18 protein-coding genes, 1 tRNA gene and 3 rRNA genes are annotated in these 25,683 nt (G+C 55.2%); 14 read left to right on the forward strand and 8 right to left on the reverse strand.

Annotated features, from left to right (window positions below; all coding sequences use genetic code 11):
- Window positions 1–59 precede the first annotated feature (59 nt).
- The 5 genes from hemE to E2F51_RS08635 all read left to right on the forward strand — a co-directional run bounded on the left by hemE (window position 60) and on the right by E2F51_RS08635 (window position 3,709).
- The gene (hemE, locus tag E2F51_RS08615; RefSeq protein WP_134823210.1) at window positions 60–1,127 is read left to right on the forward strand and encodes a uroporphyrinogen decarboxylase; all 1,068 of its coding nucleotides are present in this window, start codon (window positions 60–62) and stop codon (window positions 1,125–1,127) included.
- Window positions 1,128–1,129: 2 nt separating this feature from the next.
- Entirely contained in the window at window positions 1,130–1,798 is a 669-nt protein-coding gene (gene nfi / locus E2F51_RS08620; protein ID WP_134823211.1) for a deoxyribonuclease V, read from the forward strand.
- A 65-nt stretch (window positions 1,799–1,863) separates the two neighbouring features.
- On the forward strand, window positions 1,864–2,454 hold the full coding sequence (locus E2F51_RS08625; RefSeq protein ID WP_013200311.1) for a YjaG family protein: 591 nt from the start codon (window positions 1,864–1,866) through the stop codon (window positions 2,452–2,454).
- Window positions 2,455–2,642: 188 nt separating this feature from the next.
- Window positions 2,643–2,918: a nucleoid-associated protein HU-alpha gene (hupA, locus tag E2F51_RS08630; RefSeq protein WP_013200312.1), complete on the forward strand. Its 276-nt coding sequence runs from the start codon at window positions 2,643–2,645 to the stop codon at window positions 2,916–2,918.
- 125 nt (window positions 2,919–3,043) lie between these two features.
- Window positions 3,044–3,709: a DUF1481 domain-containing protein gene (locus E2F51_RS08635; protein WP_041692185.1), complete on the forward strand. Its 666-nt coding sequence runs from the start codon at window positions 3,044–3,046 to the stop codon at window positions 3,707–3,709.
- Window positions 3,710–3,747: 38 nt separating this feature from the next.
- Here the strand turns inward: E2F51_RS08635 and purD are convergent, their stop codons facing one another.
- Window positions 3,748–5,028: a phosphoribosylamine--glycine ligase gene (gene purD / locus E2F51_RS08640; protein ID WP_013200314.1), complete on the reverse strand. Its 1,281-nt coding sequence runs from the start codon at window positions 5,026–5,028 to the stop codon at window positions 3,748–3,750.
- A gap of 19 nt (window positions 5,029–5,047) precedes the next feature.
- On the reverse strand, window positions 5,048–6,637 hold the full coding sequence (gene purH / locus E2F51_RS08645; RefSeq protein ID WP_013200315.1) for a bifunctional phosphoribosylaminoimidazolecarboxamide formyltransferase/IMP cyclohydrolase: 1,590 nt from the start codon (window positions 6,635–6,637) through the stop codon (window positions 5,048–5,050).
- Between the two features lie 628 nt (window positions 6,638–7,265).
- Between purH and E2F51_RS08650 the strand changes: the two genes are divergently transcribed.
- The 4 genes from E2F51_RS08650 to rrf all read left to right on the forward strand — a co-directional run bounded on the left by E2F51_RS08650 (window position 7,266) and on the right by rrf (window position 12,315).
- Window positions 7,266–8,806 (forward strand): 16S ribosomal RNA (locus E2F51_RS08650).
- 73 nt (window positions 8,807–8,879) lie between these two features.
- Window positions 8,880–8,955, forward strand: a tRNA-Glu gene (locus E2F51_RS08655).
- 229 nt (window positions 8,956–9,184) lie between these two features.
- Window positions 9,185–12,092, forward strand: a 23S ribosomal RNA gene (locus E2F51_RS08660).
- 107 nt (window positions 12,093–12,199) lie between these two features.
- Window positions 12,200–12,315, forward strand: a 5S ribosomal RNA gene (gene rrf / locus E2F51_RS08665).
- Together the 16S, 23S and 5S rRNA genes with 1 tRNA gene alongside form the textbook arrangement of a ribosomal RNA operon.
- Before the next feature lie 246 nt (window positions 12,316–12,561).
- Here rrf and E2F51_RS08670 read toward each other — a convergent pair.
- Both E2F51_RS08670 and E2F51_RS08675 read right to left on the reverse strand, forming a co-directional pair.
- Window positions 12,562–13,356: a transporter substrate-binding domain-containing protein gene (locus E2F51_RS08670; RefSeq protein WP_134823212.1), complete on the reverse strand. Its 795-nt coding sequence runs from the start codon at window positions 13,354–13,356 to the stop codon at window positions 12,562–12,564.
- Window positions 13,353–14,561, reverse strand: coding sequence for a M20 family metallopeptidase (locus E2F51_RS08675; protein WP_013200317.1), 1,209 nt, complete (start codon window positions 14,559–14,561; stop codon window positions 13,353–13,355). Before E2F51_RS08675 ends, E2F51_RS08670 begins: the two co-directional genes overlap by 4 nt.
- A 160-nt stretch (window positions 14,562–14,721) precedes the next feature.
- Between E2F51_RS08675 and E2F51_RS08680 the strand changes: the two genes are divergently transcribed.
- From E2F51_RS08680 to aceK, 5 genes are all read left to right on the forward strand, one after another.
- Window positions 14,722–15,573 carry a LysR family transcriptional regulator gene (locus E2F51_RS08680; RefSeq protein WP_134823213.1) on the forward strand — a complete coding sequence of 284 codons (852 nt, stop codon included), beginning with the start codon at window positions 14,722–14,724 and terminating at the stop codon, window positions 15,571–15,573.
- A gap of 106 nt (window positions 15,574–15,679) precedes the next feature.
- The gene (gene metA, locus E2F51_RS08685; RefSeq protein WP_013200319.1) at window positions 15,680–16,609 is read left to right on the forward strand and encodes a homoserine O-succinyltransferase; all 930 of its coding nucleotides are present in this window, start codon (window positions 15,680–15,682) and stop codon (window positions 16,607–16,609) included.
- 327 nt (window positions 16,610–16,936) lie between these two features.
- Window positions 16,937–18,535: a malate synthase A gene (gene aceB / locus E2F51_RS08690; RefSeq protein WP_134823214.1), complete on the forward strand. Its 1,599-nt coding sequence runs from the start codon at window positions 16,937–16,939 to the stop codon at window positions 18,533–18,535.
- Window positions 18,536–18,553: 18 nt separating this feature from the next.
- Window positions 18,554–19,858, forward strand: coding sequence for an isocitrate lyase (aceA, locus tag E2F51_RS08695; protein WP_134823215.1), 1,305 nt, complete (start codon window positions 18,554–18,556; stop codon window positions 19,856–19,858).
- Between the two features lie 19 nt (window positions 19,859–19,877).
- Complete coding sequence (aceK, locus tag E2F51_RS08700; RefSeq protein WP_134823216.1) at window positions 19,878–21,686, forward strand: bifunctional isocitrate dehydrogenase kinase/phosphatase; 1,809 nt, start codon at window positions 19,878–19,880, stop codon at window positions 21,684–21,686.
- Here the strand turns inward: aceK and E2F51_RS08705 are convergent.
- The 4 genes from E2F51_RS08705 to iclR form a co-directional block, all read right to left on the reverse strand.
- Window positions 21,632–22,273, reverse strand: a complete 642-nt coding sequence (locus tag E2F51_RS08705) for a bifunctional 4-hydroxy-2-oxoglutarate aldolase/2-dehydro-3-deoxy-phosphogluconate aldolase (protein WP_041691858.1) — start codon at window positions 22,271–22,273, stop codon at window positions 21,632–21,634. The genes aceK and E2F51_RS08705 overlap by 55 nt on opposite strands.
- 14 nt (window positions 22,274–22,287) lie before the next feature.
- Window positions 22,288–24,108 (reverse strand): phosphogluconate dehydratase, encoded by a 1,821-nt coding sequence (gene edd, locus E2F51_RS08710; RefSeq protein ID WP_134823217.1) that lies wholly within the window; start codon window positions 24,106–24,108, stop codon window positions 22,288–22,290.
- Complete coding sequence (gene gntK, locus E2F51_RS08715; protein ID WP_134823218.1) at window positions 24,105–24,644, reverse strand: gluconokinase; 540 nt, start codon at window positions 24,642–24,644, stop codon at window positions 24,105–24,107. Before gntK ends, edd begins: the two co-directional genes overlap by 4 nt.
- A 146-nt stretch (window positions 24,645–24,790) precedes the next feature.
- A complete protein-coding gene (iclR, locus tag E2F51_RS08720; protein WP_106381870.1) occupies window positions 24,791–25,624 on the reverse strand; it encodes a glyoxylate bypass operon transcriptional repressor IclR in 834 nt (277 codons plus the stop codon).
- Between the last annotated feature and the right edge of the window lie 59 nt (window positions 25,625–25,683).

Here is a 25,683-nt window from a genome sequence, read left to right on the forward strand (position 1 = left end):
GCCATTTCCAATAAATGTTACACTACGCGCATGCATGTGTGCCTAGAGAGCTTTTAAAAATGAGTGAACTGAAGAACGATCGTTATTTGCGCGCCCTGTTGCGCCAGCCGGTAGATGTGACGCCAGTGGGGATGATGCGCCAGGCCGGGCGTTATTTGCCTGAGTACAAAGCGACTCGCGCGGTAGCCGGTGATTTTATGTCGCTGTGCAAAAATGCCGGACTGGCGTGTGAAGTTACGCTGCAACCGCTGCGTCGCTATAACCTGGACGCGGCGATCCTGTTCTCCGATATCCTGACCATTCCAGATGCGATGGGCTTAGGCCTCTATTTTGAAACGGGTGAGGGTCCGCGTTTCTCTTCACCGGTTACCTGTCGTGCAGACGTTGAAAAGCTGCCAATCCCCGATCCTGAACAGGAACTGGGTTATGTGATGAATGCCGTGCGCACCATCCGTAAGAATCTGAACGGCGAGGTTCCGCTGATCGGTTTCACCGGCAGCCCGTGGACCTTGGCGACCTATATGGTGGAAGGCGGCAGCAGCAAGGCCTTCACCAAACTGAAAAAGATGATGTATGCCGAGCCGGCCACTCTGCATTTGATGCTGGATAAGCTGGCTGACAGCGTCACCCTGTACCTCAATGCGCAAATCCGCGCCGGCGCACAGTCGGTGATGATCTTTGATACCTGGGGCGGCGTGTTGACGGGGCGTGACTACCTTGAGTTCTCCCTTCACTACATGCACAAAATCATTGATGGCCTGCAGCGTGAAAACGACGGACGTCGCGTACCGGTTACCATGTTCACCAAGGGTGGCGGACAGTGGCTGGAAGCAATGGCGGCGACCGGCTGTGATGCGCTGGGGCTGGACTGGACGACAGATATTGGCGATGCACGCCGCCGTGTAGGCGATAAGGTCGCGCTGCAGGGCAATATGGACCCTTCCATGTTGTATGCCGCGCCTGCCCGTATCGAGCAGGAAGTAGCAACTATCCTTGCAGGCTACGGAAATGGCAGCGGTCACGTGTTCAATCTGGGTCACGGCATCCATCAGGATGTGCCGCCAGAGCACGCAGGCGTGTTTGTCGAGGCAGTCCACACGTTGTCTCGCCCATACCATCAGGACTAAGCATGGATATTCAGGCATTAAAACAGGAACAGCTTGCGCGTGCCGCTGAGGTGATACGTGAAGATGATTTTGAGGTAATGCCGCCCCGTTACATTGGTGGTGCCGATGTCGGGTTTGAGCAGGGCGGTGAGATAACCCGCGCCGCCCTGGTTATTCTGGAATATCCTTCGCTCCAGTTAGTGGAGCATCGTGTTGCGCGCATCGCCACCACCATGCCCTATATCCCCGGTTATCTCTCCTTCCGTGAATATCCCGCGTTGATGGCCGCCTGGCAGCAGCTGGAGCATCGCCCTGACCTGTTAATGGTCGATGGGCAGGGCATTGCCCATCCGCGTCGCCTGGGCGTTGCCAGCCACTTTGGCCTGCTGGTGGGTGTGCCGACGCTGGGCGTAGCAAAAAGTCGGCTGTGTGGCACCTTCGAACCGCTCGCCGATGAGCCGGGCGCCAGCCAGCCATTAATGGACAAAGGCGAGCAGATCGGTTTTGTCCTGCGCAGTAAAATCCGCTGTAATCCGCTTTTTATCTCGCCTGGCCATCGCATGAGCCCGGCTACCGCATTGAGCCTGGTGGAGAGCTGCCTGAAAGGTTATCGCCTGCCTGAACCCACGCGCTGGGCAGATGCCGTCGCTTCCCAACGGCCCGCTTTCCTGCGCTGGCAACAGAGGGGTTAACGGTGTGAGCCGTCACCTTTTCGGTTACACTGCAGGCCGCGCACTTATCTTTAAGAGATCCGAACATGTTACGTAATCCCATTCATCTGCGGCTTGAGAAACTGGAAAGCTGGCAGCACGTTACTTTTATGGCCTGCCTGTGTGAACGCATGTACCCCAACTACTGGGCGTTTTGCCAGCAGACAGGCTTTGGCGACAGTCAGATTTACCGCCGTATTCTCGATTTGATTTGGGAAACGCTGGTGATTAAAGACGCCAAAGTGAATTTTGACTCGCAGCTGGAAAAGTTTGAAGAAGCGATCCCGGCCGCAGAGGATTACGATCTGTACGGCGTCTACCCGGCTATCGATGCCTGCGTGGCATTAAGCGAATTACTGCATTCGCGTCTGAGCGGTGAAACTCTGGCGCATGCCATTGCGGTAAGTGAAGCGTCGATCACCAGCGTCGCGATGCTGGAAATGACCCAGGCCGAACGCGAAATGACCGATGAAGAGCTAAAAGAGAATCCTGCTGTTGAAGAGGAATGGGATATCCAGTGGGAGATTTTTCGCCTGCTCAGCGCCTGCGAAGAGAGGGATCTTGACCTCATCAAAGGACTGCGATCTGACCTCAAAGAAGCCGGGATCAGTAACATCGGTATAAATTTTCAGCAGTAAGGCGATAAAACGTGACTTCAGGCCTGATTTGTAGCGCCTAAAGGCTTCACATTCGCCCCCTGTCTGGTCTACATTTGGGGGGCTGAAAAATGTGGCTATCGGTGCGTGTATGCAGGAGAGTGCCAGAAACTGGTTTTTCCCTCGCACTCGATACTTAGCAAGCGATAAATACACTGTAAGGATAACTTATGAACAAGACTCAACTGATTGATGTAATTGCGGACAAAGCGGACCTGTCTAAGACCCAGGCTAAAGCTGCACTGGAATCCACCCTGGCGGCGATTACTGAGTCTCTGAAAGAAGGTGATGCTGTACAACTGGTTGGTTTTGGTACCTTTAAAGTTAACCACCGTGCTGAGCGTACTGGCCGCAACCCGCAGACTGGTAAAGAAATCAAAATTGCTGCTGCTAACGTACCGGCATTTGTTTCTGGTAAAGCACTGAAAGACGCTGTTAAGTCATAATTTGACAGTGAAGAGTTTAAACAGGGGGGCGTCGAGCCCCTTTTGTTGACGCTCTCCGTTGAGATCCCTCTGCTTTCGCCAACCAGGCTGCGGCAAACCCTTCTGCAATGTGTGATAATCACACCATGATACGAAACCCAATAACGACTTCTGCACTGTTCCTGATGCTGCTGACGCTGGCAGGATGCAGTTCAACCCCGAAAGTTCCTGACTTTACCGCCAGTGGTTATCTGGCCGATCGCGGAACCGTGAGGATTTGGCGTAAAGACAGCCATCAGCATTCCAGCCATCTGGTCACCATCTATACCCCTTTCAATGAAACCACGAGCGAGACCACGGATTATCAGTGGCAGGCAGACAAGCTGGTGTCGATTGAAAGGAAGACTAAAGGTGACCATCCTGAAAGCGTCACGCTGCGTTTTGATCAGGACGGAAATCTGAGCTTTATGCAACGCCAGCTGGACGGACGACGAGAAGCGCTCTCAGCAGATGCGATAGCGTTGTATCAGTTTGATGCAGGGCGGATGTTGAAAATCAGTGACGACCTGATAGATGGGCGGGTATGGCTGAAGCAGGGGCACTGGTCACCTTCAGGCACCGTGACGCTATGCCAGGGCGGTGAGGAAAAACCGACCTTTGATAGCTTCTTTATGCATTACATCACTCAGCATCAGCGCGAGTCAGGTAAACCGGTGAGTATTTCATGGCTGGAAGCGCCAAAAGGGACGCAGCTGATTCTGGTTTCTGCGGAAGATCAGTGCCTGTCGGAACCGAAAGAAGCGGACTTTTAATAACGGGGCAATCAGCTTGCCCCGTCAGCATGACTTAACTACTTACGACCAATCGCACGATAGCCGATATCGCTGCGGCAGAAGCTGCCGTTCCAGGAGATATGCTTAGCCAGTTCATAAGCGTGTTTCTGAGCCGCGGCAACATCTTCGCCCAGCGCGGTCACGCAAAGCACACGTCCGCCGTTGGTGACCACCAAATCGTCCTGCATCTTGGTCCCCGCATGGAAGACTTTGCCATTCGGCGTCTCTTCCAGCGGTAAGCCGTGGATCTGATCGCCGGTAGCGTAATCGCCAGGATAGCCGCCAGCAGCCAGCACCACGCCCAGAGAAGGACGAGGATCCCACACCGAGTCTTTGGTATTCAGCTTGCCGTCCACGGCAGCCAGGCACAGATCCACCAGATCCGACTGCAGACGCAGCATGATCGGTTGAGTTTCCGGATCGCCAAAGCGGCAGTTAAATTCGATCACTTTCGGCTGACCGCTCTGATCGATCATCAGGCCAGCGTAGAGGAAGCCGGTATAAACGTTGCCTTCGGCGGCCATGCCACGCACGGTTGGCCAGATCACTTCATCCATCACGCGCTGGTGGATTTCATCGGTCACGACCGGAGCCGGAGAGTAAGCACCCATGCCGCCGGTATTAGGACCGGTATCCGCATTGCCGACACGTTTGTGATCCTGGCTGGTGGCCATCGGCAGCACGTTCTCGCCGTCGACCATCACGATGAAGCTGGCTTCCTCGCCGTCAAGGAACTCTTCTACCACGATGCGGTGTCCGGCATCGCCAAAGGCGTTTCCTGCCAGCATATCCTGAATCGCGTCTTCTGCTTCCTGCAGGGTCATCGCCACTATCACGCCTTTACCGGCGGCCAGACCGTCGGCCTTGATCACGATTGGCGCACCTTTACTTCGGGTGTAAGCCAGAGCGGGCTCCACTTCAGTAAAGTTCTGGTACTCAGCGCTTGGGATCTTGTGGCGAGCCAGGAAATCTTTGGTGAAGGCTTTTGAACCTTCAAGCTGGGCAGCAGCCTGCGTTGGGCCAAAAATCTTCAGGCCAGCAGCACGGAAAGCATCAACCACGCCCATCACTAACGGCGTTTCCGGACCGACGATGGTCAGGCCGATATTTTCACTCTGGGCGAAGCTCAGCAGCGCGGGAATATCGGTGGCGCTGATGTCGACGTTCTGCAAAGCAGGTTCAAGTGCCGTTCCGGCGTTGCCCGGGGCAACAAACACGGTTTCTGCCAGTGGCGACTGCGACGCTTTCCAGGCCAGCGCATGTTCGCGTCCGCCATTACCAATCACTAAAATTTTCATTGTTCAGTCTGCTCCGTAATTAATGGCGGAAATGGCGCATGTCGGTGAAGATCATCGCCAGGCCGTGTTCGTCGGCGGCGGCAATCACTTCGTCATCACGAATCGAGCCACCAGGCTGGATAACACAGCTCACGCCAGCAGCCGCTGCGGCATCGATACCATCGCGGAACGGGAAGAACGCATCAGACGCCATGGCCGAACCCTTGACTTCCAGTCCTTCATCGCTGGCTTTAATACCGGCAATTTTCGCTGAGTAGACGCGGCTCATCTGGCCTGCACCTATGCCGATGGTCATATTGTCACGGGCATACACGATGGCATTGGACTTAACGAACTTGGCCACTTTCCAGCAGAACAGCGCGTCACGCAGTTCCTGCTCGGTTGGCTGGCGCTTGCTGACCACACGCAGCTGGCTTTCATTCACCATGCCGAGATCGCGATCCTGCACCAGCAGGCCACCGTTGACGCGTTTGAAATCCAGCGCGGTCTGACGCTCCTGCCACTGACCGCAGGTCAGCACGCGAACGTTCTGTTTGGCGGCGGTAATCTTCAGGGCGGCTTCGCTAGCGGATGGCGCGATGATCACTTCGACGAACTGACGGCTGATGATCGCCTGAGCAGTGGCTTCGTCCAGCTCGCGGTTGAACGCAATGATGCCGCCAAACGCGGAGGTTGGATCGGTTTTGTAAGCACGCTCGTAGGCATCGAGGATTGAACCACCAACAGCCACGCCACACGGGTTCGCATGCTTGACGATCACGCAGGCTGCCTCGGTGAACTCTTTCACACATTCCAGCGCGGCATCAGTATCTGCGATGTTGTTATAAGAGAGGGCTTTGCCCTGAAGCTGTTGCGCGGTGGCCACGGATGCCTCTGTGACATTCTCTTCTATATAGAAGGCCGCATCCTGATGGCTGTTTTCGCCGTAGCGCATATCCTGCTTCTTAATGAAGTTCAGGTTCAGCGTGCGGGGGAAGCGGCCAGCCGGTTCGCTGGTTTCACCATGGTACGCCGGCACCATGCTGCCAAAATAGTTGGCAATCATGCTGTCGTAGGCGGCGGTGTGTTCGAAGGCTTTAATTGCCAGGTCGAAACGGGTGGCCAGCGTCAGAGAGTTCTGGTTGGCATCCATCTCGGCAACGATTGCCTGGTAGTCGCTGCTCTTAACGACAATCGCCACGTCTTTGTGGTTCTTCGCCGCTGAGCGCACCATGGTTGGCCCGCCGATATCGATATTCTCAACCGCATCTTCCAGCGAGCAACCTTCACGGGCAACGGTCTGGGCGAACGGATAAAGGTTAACGACTACCATGTCGATAGGAGAGATGCTGTGCTCCTGCATGATGGCATCATCCTGTCCGCGGCGTCCTAAGATGCCGCCATGCACTTTCGGGTGCAGGGTTTTGACGCGTCCATCCATCATTTCCGGGAAACCGGTGTAGTCGGACACTTCAGTAACAGGCAGGCCCGCGTCTGCCAGCAGGCGAGCAGTACCGCCAGTGGAGAGGAGCTCGACGCCGCGCTGAGTCAGCGCCTGAGCAAATTCGAGAATGCCGGCTTTGTCAGACACGCTCAGAAGCGCGCGGCGTACAGGACGAGGTTGTTGCATGAGGTTTATCCCTTGGCTTTGGTTCGCATCGATAAGATCGTTACCTCAAGCTTAGCCATTTTCTTCCTCTATATAGAAGAAGAGTGAATTCAGCCTCAGGTAACGCCCTTAACAGCGGCAGTTTTTTTCGGGGGCATTGTAGCGAAAACGTTTGCGTGGTGCTTGTCTAATTTAACGGGCGCTGACGAATGTGGATAAGATTGTGCATAACTGCGTATAAACAGCCCTTTTGCTGTGGATTGCAGCGAACGGTCTGTTTTTCGCAATTTAGGGGTTGTCAGGGTGCGAGAACTCCCTATAATGCGACTCCATCAACACGGCACAACGACTTACGAGTCATCGGGTTGAGAGATTCAGGAAGCTGAATCGCCGGAGAAAAACTTCCCAAAAAGAAGTTGACTCTGAAGGAGGAAAGCGTAATATACGCCACCTCGCAGTAAGGCGCCAAGGCACTTACCGCAACGCTCTTTAACAATTTATCAGACAATCTGTGTGGGCACTCGCAGGATTGATATCAGCGCCGCAAGGCGCAAAAAAATATCAAGCCTTGAGAGTGAACACATAATGAAATTCATTATGACGTTTTACACTTGAGCATCGCTGAACTTGTTTCAGCAAATCGAACTTTTAATTGAAGAGTTTGATCATGGCTCAGATTGAACGCTGGCGGCAGGCCTAACACATGCAAGTCGAACGGTAGCACAGAGAGCTTGCTCTCGGGTGACGAGTGGCGGACGGGTGAGTAATGTCTGGGAAACTGCCTGATGGAGGGGGATAACTACTGGAAACGGTAGCTAATACCGCATAACGTCTTCGGACCAAAGTGGGGGACCTTCGGGCCTCACACCATCGGATGTGCCCAGATGGGATTAGCTAGTAGGTGGGGTAATGGCTCACCTAGGCGACGATCCCTAGCTGGTCTGAGAGGATGACCAGCCACACTGGAACTGAGACACGGTCCAGACTCCTACGGGAGGCAGCAGTGGGGAATATTGCACAATGGGCGCAAGCCTGATGCAGCCATGCCGCGTGTATGAAGAAGGCCTTCGGGTTGTAAAGTACTTTCAGCGGGGAGGAAGGCGATAAGGTTAATAACCTTGTCGATTGACGTTACCCGCAGAAGAAGCACCGGCTAACTCCGTGCCAGCAGCCGCGGTAATACGGAGGGTGCAAGCGTTAATCGGAATTACTGGGCGTAAAGCGCACGCAGGCGGTCTGTCAAGTCAGATGTGAAATCCCCGGGCTTAACCTGGGAACTGCATTTGAAACTGGCAGGCTAGAGTCTTGTAGAGGGGGGTAGAATTCCAGGTGTAGCGGTGAAATGCGTAGAGATCTGGAGGAATACCGGTGGCGAAGGCGGCCCCCTGGACAAAGACTGACGCTCAGGTGCGAAAGCGTGGGGAGCAAACAGGATTAGATACCCTGGTAGTCCACGCCGTAAACGATGTCGACTTGGAGGTTGTGCCCTTGAGGCGTGGCTTCCGGAGCTAACGCGTTAAGTCGACCGCCTGGGGAGTACGGCCGCAAGGTTAAAACTCAAATGAATTGACGGGGGCCCGCACAAGCGGTGGAGCATGTGGTTTAATTCGATGCAACGCGAAGAACCTTACCTGGCCTTGACATCCACGGAATTCGGCAGAGATGCCTTAGTGCCTTCGGGAACCGTGAGACAGGTGCTGCATGGCTGTCGTCAGCTCGTGTTGTGAAATGTTGGGTTAAGTCCCGCAACGAGCGCAACCCTTATCCTTTGTTGCCAGCGAGTAATGTCGGGAACTCAAAGGAGACTGCCGGTGACAAACCGGAGGAAGGTGGGGATGACGTCAAGTCATCATGGCCCTTACGGCCAGGGCTACACACGTGCTACAATGGCGCATACAAAGAGAAGCGAACTCGCGAGAGCAAGCGGACCTCACAAAGTGCGTCGTAGTCCGGATCGGAGTCTGCAACTCGACTCCGTGAAGTCGGAATCGCTAGTAATCGTAGATCAGAATGCTACGGTGAATACGTTCCCGGGCCTTGTACACACCGCCCGTCACACCATGGGAGTGGGTTGCAAAAGAAGTAGGTAGCTTAACCTTCGGGAGGGCGCTTACCACTTTGTGATTCATGACTGGGGTGAAGTCGTAACAAGGTAACCGTAGGGGAACCTGCGGTTGGATCACCTCCTTACCTGAAGATACTCTCCCGCGTAGTGTCCACAACAGATTGTCTGATAGAAAACGTAATGAGCAACAGTAACAGAGTCCCCATCGTCTAGAGGCCCAGGACACTGCCCTTTCACGGCTGTAACAGGGGTTCGAATCCCCTTGGGGACGCCATCTCCTGATAATGAGTGAAAGACATTATCAACCCGTATCTCAAAACTGATTCTCTCCGCAAGGACGAGTCACGTTTGAGATATTTGCTCTTTAACAATCCGGAACAAGCTGAAAATTGAAACGACATGTCGTTTTCATTCTCCGTAATAAGAATGAAATTAACGATATGTTCGAGTCTCTCAAATGCTTACAACAGCAATGTGTCTTTCGGGACGCTTGTGGGTTGTGAGGTTAAGTGACTAAGCGTACACGGTGGATGCCTAGGCAGTCAGAGGCGATGAAGGGCGTGCTAATCTGCGATAAGCGTCGGTAAGGTGATATGAACCGCAATAACCGACGATACCCGAATGGGGAAACCCGGTGCACTTTGGTGCATCATTGCAACATGAATACATAGTGTTGCAAGGCGAACCTGGGGAACTGAAACATCTAAGTACCCAGAGGAAAAGAAATCAACCGAGATTCCCCCAGTAGCGGCGAGCGAACGGGGAACAGCCCAGAACCTGAATCAGTTTGTGCATTAGTGGAAGCGTCTGGAAAGTCGCAGGGTACAGGGTGATACTCCCGTACACAAAAATGCACTTATTGTGAGTTCGATGAGTAGGGCGGGACACGTGACATCCTGTCTGAATATGGGGGGACCATCCTCCAAGGCTAAATACTCCTGACTGACCGATAGTGAACCAGTACCGTGAGGGAAAGGCGAAAAGAACCCCGGCGAGGGGAGTGAAACAGAACCTGAAACCGTGTACGTACAAGCAGTGGGAGCACCTTCGTGGTGTGACTGCGTACCTTTTGTATAATGGGTCAGCGACTTATATTCTGTAGCAAGGTTAACCGTATAGGGGAGCCGAAGGGAAACCGAGTCTTAACTGGGCGTTAAGTTGCAGGGTATAGACCCGAAACCCGGTGATCTAGCCATGGGCAGGTTGAAGGTTGGGTAACACTAACTGGAGGACCGAACCGACTAATGTTGAAAAATTAGCGGATGACTTGTGGCTGGGGGTGAAAGGCCAATCAAACCGGGAGATAGCTGGTTCTCCCCGAAAGCTATTTAGGTAGCGCCTCGTGAACTCATCTTCGGGGGTAGAGCACTGTTTCGGCTAGGGGGCCATCCCGGCTTACCAACCCGATGCAAACTGCGAATACCGAAGAATGTTATCACGGGAGACACACGGCGGGTGCTAACGTCCGTCGTGAAGAGGGAAACAACCCAGACCGCCAGCTAAGGTCCCAAAGTCATGGTTAAGTGGGAAACGATGTGGGAAGGCACAGACAGCCAGGATGTTGGCTTAGAAGCAGCCATCATTTAAAGAAAGCGTAATAGCTCACTGGTCGAGTCGGCCTGCGCGGAAGATGTAACGGGGCTAAACCATGCACCGAAGCTGCGGCAGCGACGCTTATGCGTTGTTGGGTAGGGGAGCGTTCTGTAAGCCGTCGAAGGTGGACTGTGAGGTCTGCTGGAGGTATCAGAAGTGCGAATGCTGACATAAGTAACGATAAAGCGGGTGAAAAGCCCGCTCGCCGGAAGACCAAGGGTTCCTGTCCAACGTTAATCGGGGCAGGGTGAGTCGACCCCTAAGGCGAGGCCGAAAGGCGTAGTCGATGGGAAACAGGTTAATATTCCTGTACTCGGTGTTACTGCGAAGGGGGGACGGAGAAGGCTATGTTAGCCGGGCGACGGTTGTCCCGGTTTAAGCATGTAGGCGGAGAGTTTAGGTAAATCCGGACTCTTTTTAACGCTGAGGTGTGATGACGAGGCACTACGGTGCTGAAGTAACAAATGCCCTGCTTCCAGGAAAAGCCTCTAAGCATCAGGTAACACGGAATCGTACCCCAAACCGACACAGGTGGTCAGGTAGAGAATACCAAGGCGCTTGAGAGAACTCGGGTGAAGGAACTAGGCAAAATGGTGCCGTAACTTCGGGAGAAGGCACGCTGGCGCGTAGGTGAAGGGACTTGCTCCCGGAGCTGAAGCCAGTCGAAGATACCAGCTGGCTGCAACTGTTTATTAAAAACACAGCACTGTGCAAACACGAAAGTGGACGTATACGGTGTGACGCCTGCCCGGTGCCGGAAGGTTAATTGATGGGGTTATCCGCAAGGAGAAGCTCTTGATCGAAGCCCCGGTAAACGGCGGCCGTAACTATAACGGTCCTAAGGTAGCGAAATTCCTTGTCGGGTAAGTTCCGACCTGCACGAATGGCGTAATGATGGCCAGGCTGTCTCCACCCGAGACTCAGTGAAATTGAACTCGCTGTGAAGATGCAGTGTACCCGCGGCAAGACGGAAAGACCCCGTGAACCTTTACTATAGCTTGACACTGAATATTGAACCTTGATGTGTAGGATAGGTGGGAGGCTTTGAAGCGTGGACGCCAGTCTGCGTGGAGCCAACCTTGAAATACCACCCTTTAACGTTTGATGTTCTAACCTGGCGCCGTAATCCGGCGTGGGGACAGTGTCTGGTGGGTAGTTTGACTGGGGCGGTCTCCTCCTAAAGAGTAACGGAGGAGCACGAAGGTTAGCTAATCACGGTCGGACATCGTGAGGTTAGTGCAATGGCATAAGCTAGCTTGACTGCGAGAGTGACGGCTCGAGCAGGTGCGAAAGCAGGTCATAGTGATCCGGTGGTTCTGAATGGAAGGGCCATCGCTCAACGGATAAAAGGTACTCCGGGGATAACAGGCTGATACCGCCCAAGAGTTCATATCGACGGCGGTGTTTGGCACCTCGATGTCGGCTCATCACATCCTGGGGCTGAAGTAGGTCCCAAGGGTACGGCTGTTCGCCGTTTAAAGTGGTACGCGAGCTGGGTTTAGAACGTCGTGAGACAGTTCGGTCCCTATCTGCCGTGGGCGCTGGAAGATTGAGAGGGGTTGCTCCTAGTACGAGAGGACCGGAGTGAACGCACCACTGGTGTTCGGGTTGTCATGCCAATGGCATTGCCCGGTAGCTAAGTGCGGAAAAGATAAGCGCTGAAAGCATCTAAGCGCGAAACTTGCCTCGAGATGAATCTTCCCTGGGCCTTTAAGGCCCCTGAAGGGACGTTGAAGACTACGACGTTGATAGGCCGGGTGTGTAAGCGCAGCGATGCGTTGAGCTAACCGGTACTAATGACCCGTGAGGCTTAACCTTACAACACCAGAAGCGTTCTGGTGGTGTCTGAGAGACACGAACAGATATTTTCAGCTTGAACCGGATAAATTTGCGCGGCCTTATGGCGGCGTGAATAACAGAATTTGCCTGGCGGCTTTAGCGCGGTGGTCCCACCTGACCCCATGCCGAACTCAGAAGTGAAACGCCGTAGCGCCGATGGTAGTGTGGGGTCTCCCCATGCGAGAGTAGGGAACTGCCAGGCATCAATTAAGCAGACAAGCCTCATGCGAAAGCATGGGGCTTTTTTGTGTGCGTGAGAAGACGAAACCCGCCTGATAACGGCCAAAACCCGCCACTAAAATCCCAAACTACCCCAAAACACCTCAAAACCCCCAAACCATCCCAAACCATCCCAAACCACCCCAAAACCAGACAAAAAAGACGCCGTGCTGCCGCACGACGCCTTATCCAGTTCATTTTTTACCCTATCCCAACTTAATTAATCGGACTATTTCGCCTCCGTGCGCGTCACTTTCATCTCAATATCGCCAAAATAGTGCTGCTTGATCGTCTGCCAGGTGCCATCGGCCATGATCTTCGCCAGCCCTTGATTCAACATTTGCTGCGTTTTCTCATCCCCTTTGCGCACTCCGTAAGCAGAACCAATGCTGTAAAGCAGATCGTCACGCACTTCCGGGCCGGTCAAGGCAAAGTCTTTGCCTTCAGGCTTCTGCAGGAAACCAAATGTAATGGCCACCGCCGGGCTTAAAGCCCCATCGAGCCGTCCTGCAGCCAGATCCTGATAAATCACATCCTGATCCGGATAGGTTTTGATCTCCACACCCTGGGGTGCCCAATACTTATTGGCGTACATTTCCTGAATGGAACCCTGCTGAACAGCAATCGATTTACCCTGCAGCGACTCTGCAGTGGGCTGCAAATTAGTGCCTTTACGTGCCACTAATTGTGAAGGTACATGATAAATAAAGTCACTGAAATCAATGGATTTCTTACGTTTAATGGTCGCGCCAAGCGGTGAAATGAAGTCCACTTTTTTCGCCATCAGCGAAGGGATCTCTGCATCAAAGCTGCTGACGACATAGTCACATTTCACCGCAATCGCTTTACACACTGCGTTAGTAATATCGATCTCAAAGCCGGCAGGTTTGCCGTTCACATCGCGATATTGAAACGGCGGATAAGCCAGATCGGCCGCGACGCGTAAGGTACCCTCGGCCGCGATGGCGGAAGAGCAGCACAGGGCGAGCGTGACCAGCGTCAGAGCACGGGATACGTTGATCATTGCTTCTCTCCATCCAGTAATTTTTGGGTATGCCACTGAGTAAATTCATTTTTAACCGCCGCCAGCTGGGCTTCATCGTGGCAAAGGTCATACGCCGTCATTGCCAATGCTTTCGCCGCCGTTAACATGGCACGGAGTCCGACAGCCGATCCGGCCGCAGCCGCAAACTCAGGCGTATGCGGGGTGACGTCACCAATGCGCAGATAAGGGTGTATTGCTGCCGTGACCTGGCTGACGTTGCCAATATCGGAAGACCCTACGCCGCCACTTTTGGGTGGGTCGTAGCTTTCCACGCCAAGCAGCGCCAGGTTATCGGTAAAGTTGGCCGCCAGCGCCAGATTATTATTCCGCTCGGCGTAAATCAGCCCCTCTTCGATCTCTACCCGTGCGCCGGTCATTTCAGCGGCGCCATTCACTGCGGCATACACTTTTCGGCGCACTTCACTCAGGCCACCCACCGTCGCCGCTCGCAGGATAAACTTGGCTTCAGCATAAGCGGGAACGATATTTGCCGCGCTGCCGCCGTGAGTAATTATCCCATGCACACGGACATCATCGGTAAAGAACTGGCGCAACGCGTTGATTGCGTTGAAGGTATGGATCACCGCATCAAGCGCACTGATCCCTTGCTGCGGCGCGGAAGCCGCGTGGGCCGGTTTACCAAAGAATTTAAACGTGGAGTCATGACAGGCAAGGGCACCACGCAATACCATGTTGCGCTCCCTGGGATGGAACATCATCGCCGCATCGACATCATCAAAGACGCCTTTCTCAACCATGATGATCTTGCCGCCGCCATCTTCCTCGGCAGGTGTGCCAATCACTTCTATGCAGCCATTGAACTCAACGTTCGCGGCCTTCAGAGCCAGCGCGGCAGCAACCGAGGCGGTGCCAATCAGGTTATGACCGCAGGCATGACCAAGTTCGGGCAGCGCGTCATACTCCGCCAGAAAAGCGATAGTCGGGCCGCCGGTGCCCTGTTTCCAGCTGGCGCGAAAAGCCGTTTCCAGCCCGCCGGTGCCGGTTTCAATGCTGAAGCCAGCCTCGCGCAACGGCTTGATCAATTCTGCCGCAGAGCGATGTTCTGCAAAGCTCAGTTCCGGGTGCTGATGCAGGCTCAGCGCCAAATCGTTCATTGCCGGGCTGAGTTGTTCAGCCGCATAAATAATTTTATCTTTCTGCGCGCTGTTGGTGCGTTCAGACATAGTGATTCCCCAATTAGGTGCAGTTAAATACTGAAAAACCAGTGCGTTATAATGGTATAGGCTTTTTTATGCGCAATTCCCAATTGTAGTTTTTTATGGCTTGCATCACTCTGCCAAAAATTATTTTATGGTTGCAGGGCACAAGGCGCATGGGCATGCAATGAACGAAAAAGACTGGTTAATCATCCGTACTGTCTGGCAGTACAAAAACATTACGCGCGCTGCGGAAGAGCTGTTTACCTCACAGCCTGCGCTCAGTTACCGGCTGCGGCAGATCGAGCGCAAGCTGGCCATTCAACTATTTGAAACCGGCGGTAAAGGCCTTAACTTCACGGCGCAGGGGCGTTATCTGGCGCAGCATGCTGAAACGGTGCTTGATGAACTTCAGCTCTTACGCGCTACCTTGCAAAGCCTGAACGGACCGCAGCAGGGCGAACTCAAGATGGGCGTATCGAGCAATTTCGCCGCCTACCGGTTACCCGATTTGCTCGCCGAATTTAGCCAACAGCATCCGGGGATTAGCGTCAATCTGGTCAGCGGGCTCAGTGAGGAGATGTTTCTGAAGCTGCAGCGCGGCGACGTGCATCTGGCAGTGGTCAAAGACGACTATGGCTGGAAGGAAGGCAAGAGGCTGATCGATGAAGATGACTATTACCTGATTAGCCGGCAGCCGATCGACCTGGCGCTGCTGCCCCATTTGCCGCAGATAAAGATCAGCCACGGTGGCCATATCACTAAACTTATCGAACGTTGGTGGAATGCCAATTACTCGCTGGCGCCGCGCGTGGCGATGCACGTCGATAAACTGGAAGTCTGTCTGGCGATGGTTGAGCGGGGGTTGGGTTATGCCATCGTCTCCAGCTATCAACCGCTGGCACCCACGCTTTGCCGCACGCCGATAGCGGTTGGCGGGGAGTCGGTTAAGAGCCGTACCTGGCTGCTCTATCGACATGCCAGCACCGACGCGGCGGTGACGCTGCCCTTTGTCGAAATGTTTGGCGACCGGAGATGAAACATTTTCAACTAAAGCATGAAGCCTCGACATTCAGCGGGCATCACGCTATCTTCGGCTGTCTGGATGTCTAAACGTATGAATGGATAAATGAGGAAGCAAGGTTATGCCAATCAGGGTACCCGATGAACTACCAGCAGTGAATTTTCTGCGTAACGAGAATGTCTTTGTGATGACCTCTACCCGGGCCAGCACGCAGGAAATCCGTCCGTTGAAAGTGCTGGTACTGAATCTGATGCCGAAAAAGATTGAGACAGAGAATCAGTTTCTCCGCCTGCTTTCCAACTCGCCGCTACAAATTGATATCCAGCTGCTGCGCATCGACAGCCGTGAAACCCGCAACACGCCAATGGAGCACCTGAACAACTTCTACTGCAACTTTGAAGACATTCAGCATGACAACTACGATGGCCTGATTGTCACCGGCGCGCCGTTGGGGCTGGTTGATTTTAATGATGTGGCCTACTGGCCGCAGATCCAGCGCGTGCTTCACTGGGCGAAAGAGCACGTGACCTCGACGCTGTTTGTCTGTTGGGCGGTTCAGGCGGCATTGAACATCCTTTATGGCATTCCCAAGCAAACGCGTGAAACCAAGCTGTCAGGCGTTTACGACCACCAGATCCTGCATCCTCATGCATTATTAACCCGTGGCTTTGACGATAACTTCCTGGCGCCACATTCGCGCTATGCGGATTTCCCTTCGCAATTACTGCGGGATTACACCGACCTGGAAATTTTTGCTGAATCGGAACAAACCGGCGCCTATCTGTTTGCCAGTAAAGACAAGCGGCTGGCATTTGTCACCGGGCATCCTGAGTATGATGCACTGACCCTGTCGGGTGAATTTCATCGCGACTTTGAAGCCGGTCTGAACCCCGATATTCCGTATAATTATTTCCCGCAGAATAATCCTCAGCTCACGCCGCGCGCCAGCTGGCGTAGTCATGGTAACCTGCTGTTTTCAAACTGGCTGAACTATTACGTTTACCAGATCACGCCGTTCGATCTGCGCCATATGAATCCCAGCCTGGAATAAACCGGCGAGTCGCAAAGAAAGGGTCAGTCTCTGAAAAAGGCTGGCCCTTTTTTATTGCCTGAAATCTGTCACGCCCGAGTATTTATCCCGTTAATCTTCCGAGACTTACCCCATCACTACGGCTCTGAAATTCTTCATTGAAACTCCCTTCCTGTAATAACAAAACTTTAAACAATTATTTTTCAATAAGTTAAATGACATTATGCATTAAAATGGAAATAGTTTTTGATTTTATAATTTAAAAAATTGTATGTTGATTTGCGGGTTAAAAATCACCCAATGACGAAACCGACCTTCTGAGAATGCAACCAGGCTGGGAGTGAAGAGATGACACAACAGGTTATCAGCACAGATTTGGCGTTCCAGCGCCCATCAGGCCCGAAAGAGCGGCAAATCCTGACCGATACGGCAGTTGAATTCCTGACTGAACTGGTGACGCGCTTCACCCCGCGTCGCAATGAATTACTGAATGCCAGGAAGCAGCAGCAGCAGCGATATGATGCCGGTGAGTTGCCAGGATTTATTTCGGAAACGAATTCCATTAAGCAAAGCGAGTGGAAAATTCGCGGCATTCCCGCTGACCTGCTCAACCGCCGGGTCGAGATCACCGGTCCGGTTGAACGCAAGATGGTAATCAATGCGCTGAATGCCAACGTGAACGTTTTTATGGCTGACTTCGAAGACTCGCTGGCACCCTCGTGGGACAAAGTGATCGAAGGGCAGATCAACCTGCGTGATGCGGTTAACGGCACCATCAGTTACTGCAATGAAGCCGGGAAGATCTACCAACTGAAGCCGGATCCTGCAGTGCTGGTGTGCCGCGTTCGCGGTCTGCACCTGCCTGAGAAACATGTCACCTGGCGCGGTGACGCTATCCCCGGCAGCCTGTTTGATTTCGCGCTCTACTTTTTCCACAACGTTGACGCGTTGCTGGCCAAAGGCAGCGGTCCCTATTTTTACCTGCCAAAAACCCAGAGTTGGCAGGAAGCGGCCTGGTGGAGCGAGGTGTTCAGTTTTGCTGAGGATCGTTTCGATCTGCCACGCGGCACGATCAAGGCCACGCTGTTGATCGAGACGCTGCCGGCGGTCTTCCAGATGGACGAGATCCTTTTCAGCCTGCGCGATCATATCGTCGGCCTGAACTGCGGTCGCTGGGACTACATCTTCAGCTATATCAAAACCCTGAAAAATCACCCGGACCGCGTATTGCCCGATCGCCAGTCGGTGACGATGGAAAAAGGCTTCCTCGATGCCTACTCGCGGCTGCTGATCAGAACCTGTCACCGCCGGGGCGCGTTTGCGATGGGCGGAATGGCGGCCTTTATCCCGAGCAAAGATCAGGAGCGCAACCAGTGGGTGCTCAACCGGGTGAAGACCGATAAAGAGCGTGAGGCGACCAACGGCCACGACGGCACCTGGATTGCTCACCCCGGGCTGGCAGATACGGTCACGGCGGTGTTCGATCGGGTGCTGGGCGACAAACCCAATCAGCTGGACGTGCTACGGGACGACGACGCAGCCATCACCGCGGAACAGCTGCTGGCGCCCTGTGACGGTGAAAGGACCGAGGCTGGGATGCGCGCCAACATTCGCGTGGCCGTGCAGTACATCGAAGCGTGGATCTCCGGCAATGGCTGCGTGCCGGTGTACGGATTGATGGAAGATGCCGCGACGGCCGAAATCTCCCGCACCTCGATCTGGCAGTGGATCCGCCACGGCAAAACGCTGCAAAGCGGTGAGCAGGTGACCGAAGCGCTGTTCCGCCAGATGCTGGCCGAAGAGATGCTGGTGATCCAGCAAGAGCTTGGCGACCAACGCTTCTCTCAGGGGCGCTTCTGTGAAGCAGCCGAACTGATGGAACGCATCACCACTGAACCTGAACTGGTGGAGTTCCTGACTCTGCCGGGCTACAGCTTACTTCACTGATCGACCGGAGAATTTGCTATGACATCTCGTACCCAACAGATCGAACACCTGACGCAATCCTGGAACGATGCACGCTGGGAAGGCATTACCCGTCCTTACACAGCGGAAGAGGTGGTGAGGCTGCGCGGCTCGGTTAATCCGGCCTGCACTCTGGCACAGCTGGGAGCAGAAAAACTGTGGCATCTGCTGAACGGTGGGTCGAAGAAGGGCTATATCAACAGCCTTGGCGCGCTGACCGGCGGCCAGGCACTGCAGCAGGCGAAAGCGGGGATCGAGGCGGTGTATCTCTCCGGCTGGCAGGTGGCGGCGGATGCCAACCTCGCCGGCAGCATGTATCCCGATCAGTCGCTCTACCCGGCCAACTCGGTGCCATCGGTGGTTGAACGCATTAACAACACCTTCCAGCGAGCCGATCAGATCCAGTGGGCCAATCAGATTGAACCTGGCGACGCGCGTCATGTGGATTATTACCTGCCGATCGTTGCCGATGCAGAAGCGGGCTTTGGCGGCGTGCTGAATGCCTTTGAACTGATGAAGGCGATGATTCAGGCCGGGGCAGGCGGGGTGCATTTTGAGGATCAGCTGGCGTCGGTGAAAAAATGCGGCCATATGGGCGGCAAGGTGCTGGTGCCCACCCAGGAAGCGATTCAGAAGCTGGTTGCGGCAAGGCTGGCGGCGGATGTGATGGCGGTGCCAACGGTGCTGATTGCCCGCACTGACGCGGATGCCGCCGACTTAATCACCTCCGACTGCGATGACTATGACCGCGAATTTATCACCGGCGAGCGCACGCCTGAAGGCTTCTTTAAAACGCATGCCGGTATTGAGCAAGCGATCAGTCGCGGGCTGGCTTACGCGCCCTATGCCGATGTGCTGTGGTGCGAAACTTCGACGCCGGATTTGTCGCTGGCGAAGCGCTTTGCCGACGCTATTCATGCCCGTTTCCCGGGCAAGCTGCTGGCCTATAACTGCTCGCCTTCGTTTAACTGGAAGAAGAACCTCGATGACAACACCATCGCGCATTTCCAGCAGTCGCTGAGTGAAATGGGTTACCGCTTCCAGTTTATTACCCTGGCGGGCATCCACAGCATGTGGTTCAACATGTTCGATCTCGCCCGCAGCTATGCCGAAGGGGAAGGGATGCGCCACTACGTGGAAAAAGTGCAGCAGCCGGAGTTTGCCGCGCTGGAGCAGGGTTACACCTTCTCCTCCCATCAGCAGGAAGTCGGAACCGGTTATTTTGACAGCGTCACCAATATCATCCAGGGCGGCGTCTCGTCAGTGACCGCGCTGACCGGATCAACGGAAGAACAGCAGTTCTGAGTGGAACAACGGGGGCCCCATGACGCAACGAGAAACGCTGATCGCACACACCATCCTGCAGGGATTTGATGCGCAGTATGGCCGGTTTCTGGAAGTGACTGCCGGGGCCCAGCACCGTTTTGAACAGGCCGACTGGCCTGCGGTACAGGCGGCAATGAAAGCCCGTATTCATCTGTACGATCGCCATGTGGGGCTGGTGGTGGAGCAATTGCGCTGCATTACCGGTGATCAGGTGAATGACGATGCTTTTCTGTTGCGGGTGAAGGCGATTTACACCGACCTGCTGCCCGACTATCCCCGATTTGAAATCGCTGAAAGCTTCTTTAATTCCGTCTATTGCCGTCTGTTTGGGCATCAACTGCTGACGCCCGAGCGGCTGTTTATCTTCAGCTCACAGCCGCAGAAACGCTTTCGCACCCTTCCGCGTCCGTTAGCGAAAACCTTCCACGCCCACGGCGACTGGCAGGCACTGCTGGGCCGGGTGCTGCACGATCTGCCGTTACGCCTGCCGTGGCAGGACAGCCCGCGGGATATCGGCTTTGTGATCGCCCATCTGCAGGAAAACTTCAGTGCGCAGCAGCTGGCTGGCGCATCGCTTGAAGTGGCCAACGAGCTGTTCTACCGCAATAAAGCCGCCTGGCTGGTGGCAAAACTGCATCTGGCGTCGGGCGTGTATGCCTTTCTGTTGCCGCTCCACCGCAGCGATCGGGGCGAACTGTTTATTGATACCTGTCTGACGCGCAAGCGCGAAGCCAGCATCGTATTCGGCTTTGCCCGCGCCTATTTTATGGTTTACGCGCCGCTACCCGCCGCGCTGGTGGAGTGGCTGCGCGAAATCCTGCCGGGAAAAACCACCGCCGAGCTGTATATGGCGATCGGTTGCCAGAAGCATGGCAAAACCGAGTGTTACCGCGAGTATTTGCAGTATATGCGCGCGACTGAGGACGAATTTATCATTGCGCCTGGCGTGCGGGGACTGGTGATGCTGGTGTTCACCCTGCCGGGATATGACCGGGTTTTTAAGGTGATCAAAGACCGCTTTGCGCCACAAAAAGAAGTGACGCCGGCGCGCGTCCGCGCGTGCTATCAGCTGGTCAAGGAACACGACCGCGTTGGACGCATGGCGGATACCCAGGAGTTTGAAAACTTCGCCGTCGACAAGGCGCGTATCAGCCCTGCGCTGTTACAGGCGTTGCAGCAGGAGATCCCGGAAAAATTGCAGCAGCAGGGCGACAAGCTGGTGATCAGCCATTTGTACCTGGAACGCAAAATGACACCGCTGAATCTGTGGCTGGAACAGGCGGATGTGCAGCAACGGCGGGAAGCGATTGAAGAGTATGGCAATGCGGTTAAACAGCTGGCCGCCGCCAATATTTTCCCCGGCGATATGCTCTTTAAGAACTTTGGCGTCACCCGTCACGGTCGGGTAGTGTTTTATGATTACGACGAGATCAGCTATATGACCGAGGTGAATTTCCGGCAGATCCCCGCGCCGCGCTATCCGGAGGATGAGCTGAGCCATGAACCCTGGTACAGCGTGTCGCCTGAAGATGTTTTCCCGGAAGAATTTCGCCACTATCTCTGTGCCGATCCGGCGATTGCGCAGCTGTTTGATGAGATGCATGGGGAATTATTTACCGCTGCGTTCTGGCAAAACCTGCAGCAGCGTATTGCGGAAGGGCATATTGAGGATGTTTTTGCCTATCGCCGCCGGCAGCGCTTCTGCCAGCGCTATCCGCAGAGCCTGACTGAAAGCCAGGCTCTGCGCGAGGATCAGGCGGAGGCGCCTGCTACCGCTTCACGTGCCAGCGAGGTGATGCGATCGTAATCGCCGCTCTCCAGCGCGTCATTCGGCACCAGCCAGGAGCCGCCGATGCAATGCACGCTGTTAAGCGCCAGATAGTCACGGTAATTCGCCGGTGAAATGCCGCCCGTCGGGCAGAAGCGAACCTGAGGGAATGGACCAGCGATGGCCTGCAACGCTTTCACGCCGCCGTTGGCTTCCGCCGGGAAGAATTTAAACTCACGCAAACCCTGATCCAGTCCCAGCATCAGCTCGGACACGGTGCTGATCCCAGGGATCAGCGGGATCGTGCCGGCGTTTGCGGCCTGCAGAAGATCCTCGGTCAGGCCTGGGCTGATGGCGAACTGCGCGCCCGCTTCGGTCACCTCGCGCAGCTGCTGCGGGTTGATCACCGTGCCGGCCCCAACGATCGCGTCCGGGACTTCTTTGGCAATGGCGCGGATGGCGTCAAGGGCGCAGGCGGTACGCAGCGTCACTTCCAGCACGCGAACACCGCCCGCCACTAAGGCTTTAGCCAGCGGCACCGCGTGCTCCAGCTTATTGATCACGATGACCGGGACCACCGGACCTGAGGTCAGGATCTGCTCAGCACTGATTTTCCAGTTATTCATTAGCCTATTCTCCGTTAAAATTTGATGCAGCAGGCGCCCTGTTCGGCACCGGAAAGCTGACTACGCAACGCGCCAAATAATTCGCGCCCGGAGCCGATATGTTCAGCGCTTAAATCAGGCTGATAAGCCATTCGGTCATGCAGAACCTGCGGATCAACCTGCAGTTCCAGCTCGCCAGTGCGGCCATTGACCCGAATGATGTCCCCGTTTTGCACTTTCGCCAGCAGTCCGCCGGTGTAGGCCTCAGGCGTCACATGGATGGCGGAAGGCACCTTGCCAGATGCGCCAGATAAGCGGCCATCGGTGACCAGCGCCACCTTAAAGCCGCGATCCATCAATACGCCGAGCGGTGGCATCAGCTTATGCAGCTCCGGCATGCCGTTGGCCTGTGGGCCCTGGAAACGCACCACCACCACACAATCTTTGTTTAATTCACCGGCCTCGAAGGCGGGCAGCACGTCATGCTGGCTTTCAAACACCACCGCAGGCGCGGTAATGATCTGGTTATCCGCCGGCACGGCAGAGGTTTTCATCACTGCGCGGCCCAGATTTCCCTGCAGCACCTTGGTGCCGCCATGCTGCTCGAAAGGCTGCGCAACCCTGGCGATCACCTTGTCATCAAGTGATACTTCCGGGCCGTCCCGCCACGCCAGCTGGCCGTTTTCCAGCCACGGTTCCTGGGTATAGCGCTGCAAGCCAAAACCGGCCACGGTATGCACATCTTCATGCAGCAGGCCGTGCGCCAGCAGTTCCCGCACCAGCAGCGCCACGCCGCCGGAAGCCTGGAACTGATTAATGTCGGCCGGGCCATTGGGATAGATCCGGCAAAGCAGCGGAATAGCTTCGGAAAGGTCGGAGAAATCATCCCAGTTAATCTGTATTCCCGCCGCGCGGGCCATCGCGACCATATGCATGGTCAGGTTGGTGGAGCCACCGGTCGCCAGCAGCGCCACAATCCCGTTCACCACCACTTTTTCATCAACCAGTTTGCCTAACGGCAGATAGTTGCCGGACATTTCAGTCAGGCGGGTGACCTGGCGGGCAGCGGCATCGGTCAGCGCGTCGCGCAGTGGCGTATCGGGATGGATAAATGACGAACCCGGCAGATGCATGCCCATCACTTCCATCACCATTTGGTTGGTGTTCGCGGTACCGTAGAAGGTGCAGGTGCCAATGCCGTGATAGGAGGCGGCTTCCGCTTCCAGCAGCGCATGGCGATCGGCTTTCCCTTCGGCATACAGCTGGCGAACGCGGACCTTTTCTTTATTGGGCAGCCCGCTGCTCATTGGCCCGGCGGGAATAAACAGCGCCGGCAGATGACCAAACGACAGGGCGGACATCACCAACCCGGGAATGATTTTGTCGCAGATGCCAAGGAACAGCGCGCCATCGAACATATTGTGTGACAGGCCAACAGCCGAAGACATGGCGATGATATCGCGGCTCATCAACGACAGCTCCATGCCGTCCTGGCCCTGCGTCACGCCGTCGCACATCGCGGGCACGCCGCCCGCCACCTGACCCACGGCACCGACCTGATTCAGGGCGCGGCGAATTTTATCCGGGTAAACCTCGTACGGCTGGTGGGCGGAGAGCATGTCGTTGTAAGCGGTAATGATGGCGATATTGCTGCGCACCATATTTTTCAGCGATGCCTTATCGTCTGGCTGGCAGGTGGCAAAGCCATGGGCAAGATTGCCGCAGGCCAGCTTGGCACGCTGCACGGTTTTGGATTGGGCTGCGTCGATACGCTTCAGATAGGCGGCGCGGGTCTCAGCCGAGCGATCGATAATGCGCTGTGTGACGCGGGCAATGGCGGGGTGAACGCTGTTCATGCGCAGGCTTCCTGTGGCTGGAAGAGCTGGATATGCTCAACCGTGGCGGCAATCACCTGCTCCAACGGTTGATTGATGTCGATGATTTTCACGTCACTCTCTTCGACGCCCGGCTGTTCCAGCGCGGCAAACTGACTGACCAGCATCTGGGTTTTGAAGAAATGCCCGCGGCGGGCGGCCAGGCGCGCTTCAATCACCGGGAAATCGCCATGCAGATAGACAAACGAAAGGTTGCTGTTACCGGCGCGCAGACGGTCGCGATACTGCTTTTTCAGCGCGGAGCAGACGATAATCGACACGCTGTTAGTGCGCTGCATGGCAAAGGCGGCATTGTTGAGCGCCGTCAGCCAAGGCGCGCGATCGCCGTCATTTAACGCTTCGCCTGAGGCCATTTTCTGAATGTTATCGCGGGGATGCAGGAAATCGCCATCCAGCATGCCTGCCGAGAGCTGGCGGGCGACGCTTGCCGCCACGGCGGATTTTCCGCTGCCGGAAACCCCCATGATGACGTAGATTCTGTGGTGTTGATTGCTCATAGCTCAGCTCCAAAATAGCAAAGGCACGACGCTCGCTGGCGTTGTTACCGGTAACATCTTTCCTTAGCATTGTTGGGGGAATGCGCTGAGGACGCAATCAGAACAGCGGGGAATCGGCGGTAATTGTGATCTGGTTCAAATTTTGTTTAGCGCGCGCCGCCGTATTCGCGGGTGATCTCTTTCGCGGCTTTTATCACCAGCGCACCCAGCTCGGTCACCCGGTCATCGGTCACTCTGGAAATCGGGCCGGAAATCGAAATTGCGGCAAACGGTTCGTGGTGCTCGTCATAAATGCAGGCCGCCACGCAGCGCAGGCCCAGCGCATGTTCTTCATCATCGAAGGAGAAGCCCACTTTGCGTACCTGCGCGAGGTTCTCTTTTAAGCTGTGCGGCGACATCAGGGTTTTTGGCGTGTAGTGATGTAAGCCCTGACGGTGCAGCAGCTCGCTGACCTGCGCATCATTCAGATTGGCGAGGAACGCTTTGCCCGCGCCGGAGGCGTGCATCGGCAGCTTGCCGCCAATCGGCGCGGACATCCGCATCAGCTGCGTACACTGCACCTGGTCAATAATCACCGCCTGGCGATCGCTCAGGTCCAGCACCGCCAGATTGACGGTTTCGCCGGAGTCTTCCATCAGCTGGCGCAGCATCGGATGGACCAGCGCCAGCAGATTGCGGCTCTGTAAAAAGCTGCTGCCGACCACAAAGGCATGCGCACCGATGGTCCACAACCCCAGATCGCCCACCTGGCGGACAAAGCCCTGCTGTTGCATGGTGGTCAGCAGGCGATGCGTGGTGGAGTTGGGCAAGCCGGCCTGTTGTGCCAGCTCGGTTAACGCCACGCTGCCGTGCGAATCAGCGATAAATTCCAAAAGCTTCAGGCCACGGGTCAGTGACTGAACCTGTCCGGCTGGTTGGGCGGGCTGAGCAGCAGCCGCGCGGGGTTTTTTACCGCGTTTAACCACGACGGGGGTCGCCATATCTGACTCCTTAATTTTCACCATGTGGAAATCATTTTCGTTTTATTGGTTAATAATGC

Origin of the sequence: Erwinia sp. QL-Z3 (genome assembly GCF_004551645.1) — a bacterium.
Classification (GTDB): Bacteria; Pseudomonadota; Gammaproteobacteria; order Enterobacterales; family Enterobacteriaceae; genus Erwinia; species Erwinia billingiae.

Excerpts from the sequence above, each read along its gene's own strand:
- hemE (WP_134823210.1), top strand. The coding sequence starts at position 60 with ATGAGTGAACTGAAGAACGATCGTTATTTGCGCGCCCTGTTGCGCCAG.
- E2F51_RS08625 (WP_013200311.1), top strand. The coding sequence starts at position 1,864 with ATGTTACGTAATCCCATTCATCTGCGGCTTGAGAAACTGGAAAGCTGG.
- iclR (WP_106381870.1), bottom strand. The coding sequence starts at position 25,624 with ATGGCGACCCCCGTCGTGGTTAAACGCGGTAAAAAACCCCGCGCGGCT.
- purH (WP_013200315.1), bottom strand. The coding sequence starts at position 6,637 with ATGCAACAACCTCGTCCTGTACGCCGCGCGCTTCTGAGCGTGTCTGAC.
- nfi (WP_134823211.1), top strand. The coding sequence starts at position 1,130 with ATGGATATTCAGGCATTAAAACAGGAACAGCTTGCGCGTGCCGCTGAG.
- E2F51_RS08680 (WP_134823213.1), top strand. The coding sequence starts at position 14,722 with ATGAACGAAAAAGACTGGTTAATCATCCGTACTGTCTGGCAGTACAAA.
- edd (WP_134823217.1), bottom strand. The coding sequence starts at position 24,108 with ATGAACAGCGTTCACCCCGCCATTGCCCGCGTCACACAGCGCATTATC.
- E2F51_RS08675 (WP_013200317.1), bottom strand. The coding sequence starts at position 14,561 with ATGTCTGAACGCACCAACAGCGCGCAGAAAGATAAAATTATTTATGCG.
- aceA (WP_134823215.1), top strand. The coding sequence starts at position 18,554 with ATGACATCTCGTACCCAACAGATCGAACACCTGACGCAATCCTGGAAC.
- aceB (WP_134823214.1), top strand. The coding sequence starts at position 16,937 with ATGACACAACAGGTTATCAGCACAGATTTGGCGTTCCAGCGCCCATCA.
- E2F51_RS08670 (WP_134823212.1), bottom strand. The coding sequence starts at position 13,356 with ATGATCAACGTATCCCGTGCTCTGACGCTGGTCACGCTCGCCCTGTGC.
- aceK (WP_134823216.1), top strand. The coding sequence starts at position 19,878 with ATGACGCAACGAGAAACGCTGATCGCACACACCATCCTGCAGGGATTT.
- hupA (WP_013200312.1), top strand. The coding sequence starts at position 2,643 with ATGAACAAGACTCAACTGATTGATGTAATTGCGGACAAAGCGGACCTG.
- gntK (WP_134823218.1), bottom strand. The coding sequence starts at position 24,644 with ATGAGCAATCAACACCACAGAATCTACGTCATCATGGGGGTTTCCGGC.
- metA (WP_013200319.1), top strand. The coding sequence starts at position 15,680 with ATGCCAATCAGGGTACCCGATGAACTACCAGCAGTGAATTTTCTGCGT.
- purD (WP_013200314.1), bottom strand. The coding sequence starts at position 5,028 with ATGAAAATTTTAGTGATTGGTAATGGCGGACGCGAACATGCGCTGGCC.
- E2F51_RS08705 (WP_041691858.1), bottom strand. The coding sequence starts at position 22,273 with ATGAATAACTGGAAAATCAGTGCTGAGCAGATCCTGACCTCAGGTCCG.
- E2F51_RS08635 (WP_041692185.1), top strand. The coding sequence starts at position 3,044 with ATGATACGAAACCCAATAACGACTTCTGCACTGTTCCTGATGCTGCTG.